We start from the raw sequence: 12,054 nt of genomic DNA, 5'->3' as shown, positions 1-12,054 counted from the left end.
AACCAATCAGTCTGCGGACGGGAGAGGCCCGGCGGTTTCGCCGGGCTTTCTGCTTCTCGGAAGCGATTTGGCAAACTGCCAGGCCTTCTTCCATTTCGGCGTGATGACACCGTTAGCGGCGCGGATATTGTTGATGAACTGCAGCGTCGCCGCTTCCCAGGAATATTGCATGGCGAGCTCGCGGGCCTTGCTACGCGAGGCGGAGAGGGCGGCAAGGCAGGCGGCTTGCAGGTTCTCGTCGAGCGCCCCGACTTCGCTATCCTCGCCGATGATGTCGAGCGGGCCGGTGACCGGATAGGCTGCGACCGGCACGCCCGATGCCAGCGCTTCGAGGATGGTGTTGCCGAAGGTGTCGGTGAGCGAGGGAAAGACGAAGACGTCGGCCTGTGCATAGGTTTTCGCCAGATCCTCGCCGAACTGCACGCCGGCGAAGAAGACGTCGGGATATTGTTTTTCGAGTTCGGCGCGCGCCGGACCGTCGCCGACGACGACCTTGGAACCCGGCAGATCGAGATCGAGGAAGGCCGGCAGGTTCTTTTCCAGCGCCACGCGACCGACGGTCATGAAGATCGGGCGCGACAGGCCGAACGGGTTTTCCTCGAGCTCCATCGGACGGAACTGCGTGGCGTCGATGCCGCGGCTCCAGGGCATGAGGTTGCGGATGCCTTTTTCCGACAGTTCGCGGGCAAGACTCGGCGTCGCCACCATGCATCCGGCGCCGCCATTGTGGAACCAGCGGACGAAGGAATAGAGCCAGCTCCTCGGTATCGGCAGGCGCGCGGAGACGTATTCCGGGAAGCGTGTGTGGTAGCTCGTCGAAAACGGCATCCGGTTCTTCAGGCACCAGCGGCGGGCGGTCAGCCCCAGCGGGCCTTCGGTGGCAATATGCACGTAGGAGGGATTGTGCTTTTCGATCTCGCGGGCGATGCGGCGGTAATTGGCGATCGACAGGCGGATCTCAGGATAGGTCGGGCAGGGGATGCTGTTGAAGCGCTCCGGCGTCACCATGGAAACCTCGACGCCCATCTTTGCAAGTTCGCCGTTGGTGTTCTCGATCGAGCGCACGACGCCATTGACCTGCGGGTGCCAGGCATCGGTGACGATCACCAGCCTCTCAGGCCGGTTCCCGGAGGCTGCGGCATTAGTCCAGCTCTCGCCGCTATAAGTGTTTGCCGGACGTTGCAGCATGTCACGATTTCCATCCGCGTCGCACTGATATGCCAACGCTTAACCCCTAAGCGGGGTTCCGGAACGGCGATTCCCGCTTCGCTATTTTGAGGCATGATCATGATGGAAATATTACAGCCCATATTGCAAGGATTGCAGGGCTTTCGCCGGCCTGATCGCCCCGATTATGTCAGTCGCTGGGCGCGGTTTTCTTCTGAAAGAAGAAGGTCACGGCGCCGGTCTTGGACCGGCGCCGCTTGGGAGGTCAAGCTGCAGCGGAAGCCGAGCTAGCGGTCGGAACTTCCGAGATCGTCTTCAGAACCTGCGAAGCGATCTGGTAGGGGCAGCCCTGCGAGTTCGGGCGGCGATCTTCCAGATAGCCCTTGTAGTCGTTCTTGACGAAGGAGTGCGGCACGCGGATCGAGGCACCACGGTCGGCAACGCCGTAGGAGAACTTGTTCCACGGAGCCGTCTCGTGCTTGCCGGTCAGGCGCTTGTCGTTGTCAGGACCGTAGACGTTGATGTGGTCCATCAGGTTCTTTTCGAACTGCGCCATGAGCGCTTCGAAATAGGCTTTGCCGCCGACTTCGCGCATGTACTTGGTCGAGAAGTTGCAATGCATGCCCGAGCCGTTCCAGTCGGTGTCGCCGAGCGGCTTGCAGTGATACTCGATGTCGATGCCGTACTTTTCGGTCAGGCGCTGCAAGAGGTAGCGAGCCATCCAGATCTGGTCGGCGGCCTTCTTGGAGCCCTTGCCGAAAATCTGGAATTCCCACTGGCCCTTGGCCACTTCGGCATTGATGCCTTCGTGGTTGATGCCGGCAGCGAGGCAAAGGTCGAGATGCTCTTCGACGATTTCGCGAGCAACGTCGCCGACGTTCGAATAGCCGACGCCGGTGTAGTAGGGGCCCTGCGGAGCGGGGTAGCCCTGCTCAGGGAAGCCGAGCGGACGGCCGTTCTGGTAGAAGAAATATTCCTGCTCGAAGCCGAACCAGGCGTCTTCGTCGTCGAGGATGGTGGCGCGGGCATTCGATGCGTGCGGCGTGACGCCATCCGGCATCATGACTTCGCACATGACGAGAGCGCCGTTGGTCCGGGCCGGGTCGGGATAGATAGCGACCGGCTTCAGCACGCAATCGGAGCTGCGGCCTTCAGCCTGCTGCGTCGACGAGCCGTCAAAGCCCCAGAGCGGAAGCTGTTCCAGCGTCGGGAATGCGTCGAATTCCTTGATCTGCGTCTTGCCACGCAGGTTCGGTACCGGAGTGTACCCATCGAGCCAAATATACTCGAGCTTATATTTTGTCATCGTGACTCTCTCAATGCTACGAAGGTGAGCAAATCCGGAGGTGATCTCGGCGCGCAAGCGCATCCGACCGCCAGGGATGACGCTTTAAAAGCACGTAGCGTGCCAGTTTTGGCGCCACGCGAAAGAAAAATCGCGAATCAGCGTGTCGGCCGATTTTTTCCCTTTTGGAAAATCGTGCTGTTTTTAACGCTCACTGGCGGTATCGCCCATCAAATCGCATTTTTTCCATGTGGAACCGGATGAAAATTGCGGCGTTAGGCTGAAATGATGAAGTGTTAAACAAATTATCGGAAGCTGTTAGTCGAGACAGCATGCCGACCGATTACAATTGCAACATTGCCCTTATTTTATGCAATTTGCATAAACTATGTGCATTGTGCTATGTAGATGGTCCTGAAATGTTGATGCGCCGAACTGAATGGAGGCGATCTCATGCCCACCGGTTTCCATCGTGAATCCGCAACGATCTACCAGTTTCCCGTTAAGGCGATACGAAACGCCAACCGGTTCGAACGCGCCAGGCTGATGGAGCGCGAGGCCGCAGACGTCTGCGATGCTGCGCTCGACAGCTGCTGGTACCATGACGAGGCAGTTCGCGATTCCGATCGGCCGACGAAGTCCTGATTTCCCCTGGCAGCGGGCAACCGATGCCATGGCGTTCATACTGCGTCAGCATGTGCGGCCTAAAGGCATGTCTCGCTAAGCGAATCTGAAAGATCGCGCCGCTTTAGCCGCCATCCAATCCAAGCTTTTCCCTTGGGACCAATGCACCATGTTCGCTGACGACGCGGGCAGCGACCTTTGCTGCGAAACGGGCGGCAGCAGGCGCATCGCCGGCTTCAAGATATCGTGCGAGAAAAGCGCCGTTGAAGCTGTCGCCGGCGCTGGTCGTGTCGACCACCTTCTCCACCTTTTCGGCAGGAACGAAGGTTTGCTCGCCGGCAAAATTCAGCGTGACACCGTCGGCGCCGTTCTTGACGACGATATGAATGGCGCCCAGTGCGCGGTAGCGGTGGATCGTTGCCTCGATGGAATCATCGCCGAAATGGGCCGCCTCGTCGTCGAAGCTCGGCATGACGAGCACCGAGGAGCGGGCGCCCTCGCTGATTGTCGTATGCATCACGTCGTAGCTCGACCAGAGGCGGGGACGGATGTTCGGGTCGAACACCACGAGCTTGCCGGCGGCCTTGGCGCGGCGGACTTCGGCAAGCAGCGTCTCGGCATCCTCATGCGGCAGGATGGCAAGGGTGATGCCGGAGAAATAGACGACTTCAGCGCTCTCCACCGCCTCGCGCAGGCGGTCGGGATCGGCAGCCAGGCTGCGGGCGGCCGAGTTGTCGCGCCAGTAGCTGAAGGAGCGTTCGCCGTTTTTCAGGTTGATCATGTAGAGGCCGGGCGTCCTGCCCCTGATGCGACGGATGAGGCTCGTGCCGACGCCCGCCTTGTCGATGAAGGCCAGCATCTCATCCGACATGGCGTCGTCACCGAGGGCGGTGAAGTAGTCGACCGACCAGTCCGCGGCAAGGCAGGCGCGGGCATACCAGGCGGTGTTGAAGGTATCGCCGGCGAAGCCTTTGCGCAGCAGACCATCGCCTGCCTGCGAGAGTTCCACCATGCATTCACCGATCGATAGAAACCGTCTGCTCACCTCGTCCTCCCCGGTACTAGAGCATTTCCGTTTTTCTTCGAATCACGAAAATGCTCTATCTCTTTTTTCACGCAATTCCGAACGCAAAACCGCTGCACACTTTTGCTGGAATTGCTCTAGAGCGCCGCGCGTCCAACAGGACGCGCTAAGGACGCTCTATCACTTTGAACCGGCGCATAACCCCGAAAGTCGATTCCGATTTTCGGGGTTATGCGCTGGCCCTCATTCGCTGATACGCGGAGAGCATGAAGGTGGCAAGCGCCGATAATAAGGAAGATGGAACCCCACCTTCACTCCACTCATGGCCTGTCCATGTGATAACAGGCGGCCTTCTGGCCGGGTCGGACCTCCTCGGTCGGCGGCATTTCGGTCCGACAGATGTCGGTCGCCTTCCAGCAGCGCGGTGAGAAGACGCAGCCCTTCGGCGGGTTGAGCGGCGAAGGCGGGTCACCCTGCAGACGGATGCGGGTGCGCAGGCGCGCCAGCTTCGGATCCGGGATCGGCGCAGCGGAGAAGAGCGCCTGCGTATAGGGATGGGCGGGGTGATCGAAGACGGTAGCGCAGTCGCCGGCTTCCACCACCTTGCCGAGATAGAGCACCAGCACATCGTCGGAGATCAGGCGCACGACGGAGAGGTCGTGGCTGATGAAGATCAGCGTCAGGCCGAATTCCTTCCGCAGCTTGCGCAGGAGCGTGATGACCTGGCCCTGGATCGAGACGTCGAGGGCAGAAACCGGCTCGTCGCAGATGATGAGCTTCGGCTTGGTGACGACCGCGCGGGCGATGCCGATACGCTGTGCCTGGCCGCCGGAGAATTCGTGCGGATAGCGGTTGATCATCTCGGGCACCAGGCCGACGGCGGTCATGATCTCGCGAACACGCTCGGTGCGTTCGGCTTTGGAGAGTTTCGGCTCGAAGACGGTGAGCGGCTCGGCAATGATGTCGCCGACCGTCATGCGCGGGTCAAGCGAGGCGATCGGATCCTGGAAGATGATCTGCATGTCGCGGCGGGCGGCGCGCATTTCCTCATTCGACAGGTCGAGCAGGTTGCGGCCCTGCCACAGGATGCGGCCCTTCTGCGATTTCAACAGCCGCAGAATGGAGCGGCCGAGCGTGGACTTGCCGCAGCCGGATTCGCCGACGATGCCGAGCGTGCGGCCTTCGCTGAGGTCGAAGCTGACATTGTTGACAGCGGTCAGGAAGATCGGCGGCTTGAAGAAGCCTTTCGCCGGCAGTTCGAATTGGGTCGTCAGGTTCTCGACCCTGAGAAGCGATCGTTCAGCCATGATTCAACAGCTCCTCGCGACGCGGGAAGGGGTGGTAACAGGCGGCGCAATGGCGCGGCGCCAGCGTTTCAAGCGGTGGCGGGCGGTCAATGCAATCGTCCTGGACCTGCGAACAGCGTGGCGAGAAATTGCAGCCCTTCGGCAGGTGCTGCAGGTTCGGCGGACGCCCGGGAATGACGACGAGGTCGTCAACATCCTGGTCGGGGCGCGGGATCGAGGCATGCAGTGCTGCGGTATAAGGGTGCGCTGGATTGTCGAAGAGCTCATCGACGGGCGCCTCCTCGACGATGCGGCCGGCATACATGACGGCGACGCGGTCGGCGAGGCCGGCAACGACGCCGAGATCGTGGGTGATCATGATCAGCGCCGTGTTCATCTCCGCCGTCAGATCGTTGAAGAGATCGAGGATCTGCGCCTGGATGGTGACGTCGAGCGCCGTCGTCGGCTCGTCGGCGATCAAAAGCTTCGGCCTCGTGAGCAGCGCCATGGCGATGACGATGCGCTGTCGCATGCCGCCGGAGAGCTCGTGCGGATAGAGATGAAAGCGCCGTGTCGGGTCGGGGATGCCGACACGTTTCAGCATGTCGAGGGCAGCAGTGGATGCGGCGCGCGCCGTCAGCCCGCCGTGCACCTCGAGCTGTTCCGTCAGCTGCCGGGAAATCTTCAGCGTTGGATTGAGGGCGGTCATCGGATCCTGGAAGACCATGGCCATGTCCTTGCCGCGGATCTGGTCGAGGTCGCGCGGTTTCAGCGCCAGCACGTCCTTGCCTTCAAGCAACGCCTGTCCCGTGGTTTTGCCGTTCTTGGCAAGCAGTCCCATGATGCCGAGGAAGGTCTGGCTCTTGCCGGAGCCGGATTCGCCGACGATGGCGATGCGCTCGCCGCGCTTGACCGTCAGGTTCATGTTCGAGACCGCCTTCACCTCTCCATCAGGCGTCTTGAATGTGATCGAGTAATCTTTGAGTTCGAGAAGGGTGTCTTTTTGTGTTTCCTGGGACATTCTTAGCGATCCTTCGGGTCGAACGCGTCGCGCAGGCCGTCGCCGATGAAGAGCAGGCTGAGCAGCAGGGCCACAAGGAAGCTCGCCGGGAAGACCAGCAGCCACGGCATGCTTTCCATGGCATCGGTTCCCTCGGCGATCAGCGTGCCGAGCGAGGTCAGCGGTTCCTGGACGCCGAAGCCGAGATAGGAAAGGAAGCTTTCGGTGGCGATGATTTCAGGCACCGTCAATGCTGCGAAGATGACGACGGGTCCGACGAGGTTCGGGATGATGTGCTTGATGATGATCTTGAACGGCCGCTGCCCGGATGCGCGGGCCGCTTCGATGAATTCGCGATGCTTGATCGACAGCGTCTGGCCGCGCACGATGCGGGCCATGGTCAGCCATTCCAGCGCGCCGATGGCGGCAAAGAGCAGATAGACGTTGCGGCCGAAGATCACCATCAGCAGGATGACGAAGAGGATATAGGGAAGCGCGTACATGATATCGACGAAGCGCATCATGATCGCATCCAGCCTGCCGCCGATATAACCCGAGACAGCACCGTAGAGCACGCCGATGAAGACGGAGACGACGGTTGCCGTCAGCGCCACCGCAAGCGACACGCGGGTGCCGTAAAGCACGCGGGCGAGAAGGTCGCGGCCGTTCGGGTCGGTGCCGAAATAGTGGCCGCTCTCGATCGAGGGCGGTATGCGGAAGGCCGCCCAATCCGGATCCTCATAGTTGAAGGGAATGAACCAGGGGCCGATGAAGGCGGCGAGGATCAGCACCGTCAGGACGACGATCGACAGGACAGCGGCCTTGTTGCGCCCGAGGCGGCGCAAGGCATCCTTGGTGAGCGAGCGGCTTTCGGGCGCAAGGCCCTCCGCCTCCAGAAGCTCCTGGGCAAGCAGCTCGCGTTTTGCGGGGTTGAGGATCATCGGTTTCTCACTTTCGGATCGAGCCACGCATAGGCGATATCGACGAGAAGGTTCAGGAACACGATCAGCACCATGTAGAAAATGACCGTGCCGAGAACCATGCCGTAATCGCGGTTCAGTGCTGCGTTGACGAAATAGCGGCCGATGCCGGGCAATCCGAAGATGCTTTCGACAACCAGCGAGCCGGTGAGAAGGTAGCTTGCAGCCGGACCCAGATAGGAGACGACAGGCATCATGGCGGGCTTCAGCGCATGGCGCATGACGGTCAGGCGGGGGCCGATGCCTTTGGCCTTGGCGGTGCGGATGAAGTTCTGGTTCATTACCTCGATCATCGAGCCGCGGGTGATGCGCGAGATACGGCCGGCATGCGGCAGCGCCAGAACGACGATCGGCAGGATGAGGTATTTGACCGAGCCGTCGCCCCAGCCGCCGACCGGAAACCAAGCGAGATGGATGCCGAAGACGAGCTGCAGGATGGGCGCAATCAGGAAGTTCGGCAGCACGACGCCCACCAGAATGAGCGCGCCCAGAATATAATCCGGTGCCTTGTTCTGATAGAGCGCCCCAAGACAGCCGACGGCGACGCCGACAATTATGGCAATCAGGAAGGCAGCCGTACCGATGGTGAAGGTGTAGGGCAGACCGATCATGATCTGCTGGGCGACGGTGAAATCCTCGCTGGCGAAGGAGGGGCCGAGATCGCCCCGGAGCAGGTCACCGACATAGATCAGGTACTGCTGGATGAGCGGCTTGTCGAGATTGTAGTGGATCGCAAGGTTCTTCAGGATCACCGGCGGCAATGGCCTTTCGCCATCGAAAGGGCCGCCGGGGGCAAGGCGCAAAACAAAAAAGCAGGCTGTGACGGCGATCCAGAGAACGGGGATCGTCGATAGCAGGCGACGGAGGGCGTATTTGATCATGGTCGTGGGCCGGTCCTTCCCGCAACGCGCGGGAAGGACCGTTTTCCCTTACTCTTTCATCGACAGCCAGCGGGTGCGGTGGATGTCCTGAATATTGTCGACGAAGCCTTCGATCTTCGGCGAAACGACATTCTTCGAGACGTAGTAGTAGATCGGCAGGGCGGCGGATTCATCCAGCGCCAGTTGTTCGGCCTTCTTGAAGATCGCCGCACGCTTGGTGAGATCCGTCTCGGCGTTGCCTTCCTTGATCAGCTTGTCGTATTCGGGATTCGACCAGCGGCCGTAGTTCATCTGCACGCCTGTCACCAGGAGGTTCAGGAAGTTGTCCGGGTCGTTATAGTCGGCGAGCCAGCCGGCGCGGCCGATTTCGACCTGGCCACGCTGCATCTGGTCGTAATGCACTTTGGTTTCGGCATTGACGAGCTCGACATCGACGCCGAGCGGCTTCCACATGGAAGCGATGGCGACGGCGATGCGCTTGTGGTTGTCGTTGGTGTTGTAGCTCAGCACGGCGTGCAGCGGCTTGTCCGGGCCGAAACCGGCTTCGGTCAGAAGCTTCTTGGCTTCGGCGACCTTCTCGCTATAGGGCAGGTCCTTCCAGCTGACATAGGCCGGCTCGCCGTAATTCGCCGTGCCCGGCGGCACCCAGGAATAGGCCGGCAGTTCGCCCGTGCCGAGGATTTGCGGGCCGATCACTTCCCGGTTGATCGCCATGGAGAGAGCCTGGCGGACGCGCTTGTCGCTGAAGGGCGGCTTCTGCGAGTTGACGACGTAATAGTAGAGGCCTGAGAAGGGGGCGACGTGCGCCTGGCCCGGTAGGTTCTTCTTCATCCACTCATACTGGTCGGTCGGGAAGTCGGTGAGGATATCGAATTCGCCGGCGCGGTAGCGTTTCAGCGCGGCTTCCTGGTCTTCGAGCACGAAGAACTTCGCGCCGTCGATCTTCAAGTCCTTGGCGCCATACCACTGGTCGTTCTTGACCGTCGTGACATGCGAGCCCGGCACCCACTCGACGGGCTTGTAGGGGCCGTTGGTGACGATGTTGCCGATCTTGACCCAATCCTGGCCCTTCGCCTCGACGACGTGCTTCGGCAGCGGATAGGCGGTGTAATGCATCAGGGCATTGATGAAATAGGGAGTCGAGTTTTCAAGCGTGATCTCCAGCGTCTTGTCGTCGATCGCCTTGACGCCGAGCTCGTTGAGATCGGTGATCTCGCCCTTGTTGATCTTTTCCGCATTCTTGATGGTGAATTGCAGATAGGCATAATCGGCGGCATTCTTCGGGTCGACGAGGCGCTGGAAGGCGAAGACGAAGTCTCCCGCCGTTACCGGCTGGCCATCGGACCACTTGATGCCGTCGCGAAGCTTGAAGGTGTAGACCTTGCCATCAGGCGAAATCGTCCAGCTTTCAGCCTGGCCGGGGATCGGATTATCCTTGGCGTCCTCGGTGACGAGGCCTTCGAAAATGTCACCGGCGATACGGTTCTCCCAGTCGCCGGAAAGCTTCTGCGGATCGAGCGACTGCGGGTCGCCACCATTGTGAATGTTGAGCGTGGCCGCATGGGCCGAAAACGCCAGCAATGTGCCAAGCATCGCAGAGGCGAGAAATTTTTTCGCGAAATGGTTCATGGTGGGGCCACCTTTCTAGGCTTTTCGCCTTTATTAGACATTTGTTCCCGGTGTTTGACCTCTTACGTGCAGGTCAGCGCGCACATTATCGCAAAGGCTTTGCGTTGCAACCCCAAATCCGGAGGTTGGAAACGGGTTGTGGACAAGCCTATATACGTCTCCCCCTTGTCGGATCGCGACGATGCGTCGCGGCGTTTCGCAATGCCTTCATAACCGCTTCACCTGGTTGTCTTTTGTTTCGTCCGCTTTAGTGTGGCGAGCGCAAACGAGGCAGGAGATGTAGCCGATGGCATTGCAGGCAGGCGGGAGTGCGGACTGGTGGCGCGGTGCGGTGATCTATCAGGTCTATCCGCGCTCTTTTCAGGACACCAACAGCGACGGTCTCGGCGATCTCAGGGGAATCACCCGCCGGCTGCCGCATATTGCCAGCCTCGGCGTCGACGCGATCTGGCTCTCGCCCTTCTTCAAGTCGCCGATGGCCGACATGGGCTACGACGTTTCCGATTATTGCGACGTCGATCCGATCTTCGGCACGCTCGCCGATTTCGATGAGATGATGGCCGAAGCGCACAGGCTCGGCATCAAGGTCGTCATCGACCAGGTGATCTCGCACACTTCCGACCGGCATCCCTGGTTCGTCGAGAGCCGATCGAGCCGTACCAATCCGAAAGCGGACTGGTACGTCTGGGCCGACCCGAAGCCTGACGGCACGGCGCCGAACAACTGGCTGTCGATCTTCGGCGGACCGGGCTGGGAATGGGACGGCGTGCGCCGTCAATATTACCAGCACAATTTCCTGACCTCGCAGCCGGACCTCAATTTCCACAGCAAGGCCGTGCAGGATGCGGTGCTGGAGACGGTGAAGTTTTGGCTTGATCGCGGCGTCGACGGCTTCCGCCTGGACACGGTCAATTATTATTTCTGCGACAAGCAGCTCAGGAGCAATCCGCCGCACGAGCCTGATGAGGATGACGCCGGCCTCGATGCGCCTGACAGCAATCCCTATGGCATGCAGAACCACCTCTACGACAAGACCCAGCCGGAAAATGCCGATTTCCTCAGGCGCTTCCGGGCGCTGCTCGATCAATATGAGGATCGCACGACTGTCGGCGAAGTCGGCGACGGCGCGCGCTCGTTGAAGACGGTTGGCGCCTATACGAGCGGCGGCGACAAGCTGCATATGTGCTACACATTCGATCTGCTCGGGCCAGATTTCACCGCCGAGCATATTCGCGGCTGCGTCGAGGCCTTCCAAAAGGCCGTCACGGACGGCTGGGTCTGCTGGGCTTTTTCCAACCACGACGTCATGCGCCATGTCAGCCGTTTTGCGCGGACGGAGGAAGAACGGCCTGTCATCGCCAAGCTGGCGGTCTCGGTGCTTGCGGCGCTGCGTGGCTCAATCTGCCTCTATCAGGGCGAGGAACTCGGCCTGCCGGAGGCTGAGCTCGCCTTCGAGGATCTGCGCGACCCCTACGGCATCCGCTTCTGGCCGGCCTTCAAGGGTCGCGATGGATGCCGCACGCCGATGCCCTGGGAGGCGGGCAAAGCACATGCGGGCTTCACCTCCGCGGAAAGGAGCTGGCTGCCGGTGCCTTACGAGCAGGCGGCACTTTCCGTGGATACGCAGGAGGCAAGCGACAGCTCGGTACTCAATCACTACCGCAAGGCGCTCGCATTCCGGAAGCAACATCCGGCGCTGATCGACGGCGAGATGACCTTCATCGGCACCAACCAGGATCTGCTCGCCTTCACCCGTGAAAAGAACGGCGAAAAAATGCTCTTCGTTTTCAACCTGACGCGCAAGCCGGCGGAATTCCGCCTGCCTGATGGCATGGTGCTCGAGGAACCGCTCGAGATGCCGGGCTTCGGGGCGGTGGCTGGCGGGGGATCGGTGAAGCTTGCGGCGCTAGATGGGTTTTGTGCGCGGGTTTGACGGCTATTTCAGAAGCTTATCGTAATCCGCGTGCGAGCCGATCCAAAACCAGATGATACCATCTCCGTCCCAGACAGCTAAAGCTCTCCAGGATGTGCCGACGCGCCGACCAAAAGCGGCGGACGCGCTTGAAATGCAAGGAGGGATGTCTGAGATCTTGTTTGAGTAGATCGAAGTTTTCGTCGGCCAGCTTCCGTATCTGTTCAGGCAGGCGGTCATACGCCTCCCAAAAGGTAGGAATTGTG

10 protein-coding genes are annotated in these 12,054 nt (G+C 60.5%); 2 read left to right on the top strand and 8 right to left on the bottom strand.

Annotated features, from left to right (window positions below):
• Nucleotides 1–6 precede the first annotated feature (6 nt).
• Nucleotides 7–1,188, bottom strand: a complete 1,182-nt coding sequence (locus tag OIU37_RS08450) for a glycosyltransferase family 1 protein (RefSeq protein ID WP_264257120.1) — start codon at nucleotides 1,186–1,188, stop codon at nucleotides 7–9.
• Nucleotides 1,189–1,432: 244 nt separating this feature from the next.
• A complete protein-coding gene (locus OIU37_RS08445; RefSeq protein ID WP_047611346.1) occupies nucleotides 1,433–2,473 on the bottom strand; it encodes a glutamine synthetase beta-grasp domain-containing protein in 1,041 nt (346 codons plus the stop codon).
• Nucleotides 2,474–2,905: 432 nt separating this feature from the next.
• Here OIU37_RS08445 and gstI point away from each other — a divergent pair, with 432 nt between their 5' ends.
• Nucleotides 2,906–3,097, top strand: a complete 192-nt coding sequence (gstI, locus tag OIU37_RS08440) for a glutamine synthetase translation inhibitor GstI (RefSeq protein WP_131619636.1) — start codon at nucleotides 2,906–2,908, stop codon at nucleotides 3,095–3,097.
• Between the two features lie 103 nt (nucleotides 3,098–3,200).
• On the opposite strand, the gene OIU37_RS08435 is transcribed toward gstI, so the two are convergent.
• The 6 genes from OIU37_RS08435 to OIU37_RS08410 form a co-directional block, all read right to left on the bottom strand.
• A complete protein-coding gene (locus OIU37_RS08435; protein WP_168314167.1) occupies nucleotides 3,201–4,121 on the bottom strand; it encodes a sugar kinase in 921 nt (306 codons plus the stop codon).
• Between the two features lie 299 nt (nucleotides 4,122–4,420).
• Entirely contained in the window at nucleotides 4,421–5,407 is a 987-nt protein-coding gene (locus OIU37_RS08430; RefSeq protein ID WP_264257119.1) for an ABC transporter ATP-binding protein, read from the bottom strand.
• On the bottom strand, nucleotides 5,400–6,407 hold the full coding sequence (locus OIU37_RS08425) for an ABC transporter ATP-binding protein (RefSeq protein WP_264257118.1): 1,008 nt from the start codon (nucleotides 6,405–6,407) through the stop codon (nucleotides 5,400–5,402). The genes OIU37_RS08430 and OIU37_RS08425 overlap by 8 nt, the downstream gene beginning before the upstream one ends.
• Nucleotides 6,408–6,409: 2 nt before the next feature.
• On the bottom strand, nucleotides 6,410–7,327 hold the full coding sequence (locus tag OIU37_RS08420) for an ABC transporter permease (protein ID WP_264257117.1): 918 nt from the start codon (nucleotides 7,325–7,327) through the stop codon (nucleotides 6,410–6,412).
• Entirely contained in the window at nucleotides 7,324–8,247 is a 924-nt protein-coding gene (locus tag OIU37_RS08415) for an ABC transporter permease subunit (protein WP_264257116.1), read from the bottom strand. The genes OIU37_RS08420 and OIU37_RS08415 overlap by 4 nt, the downstream gene beginning before the upstream one ends.
• 48 nt (nucleotides 8,248–8,295) lie before the next feature.
• Nucleotides 8,296–9,876, bottom strand: coding sequence for a peptide ABC transporter substrate-binding protein (locus OIU37_RS08410; protein WP_168310585.1), 1,581 nt, complete (start codon nucleotides 9,874–9,876; stop codon nucleotides 8,296–8,298).
• A 286-nt stretch (nucleotides 9,877–10,162) separates the two neighbouring features.
• On the opposite strand from OIU37_RS08410, the gene OIU37_RS08405 reads away from it, so the two are divergent.
• Complete coding sequence (locus OIU37_RS08405) at nucleotides 10,163–11,809, top strand: alpha-glucosidase family protein (RefSeq protein WP_264257115.1); 1,647 nt, start codon at nucleotides 10,163–10,165, stop codon at nucleotides 11,807–11,809.
• Nucleotides 11,810–12,054: the final 245 nt, after the last annotated feature.

It is taken from the genome of Rhizobium sp. BT-226 (genome assembly GCF_025847085.2).
GTDB lineage: Bacteria > Pseudomonadota > Alphaproteobacteria > Rhizobiales > Rhizobiaceae > Rhizobium > Rhizobium sophorae.
Note: the sequence above shows the minus strand (reverse complement) of the source record. Positions and strands in the feature narration are given on the sequence as shown.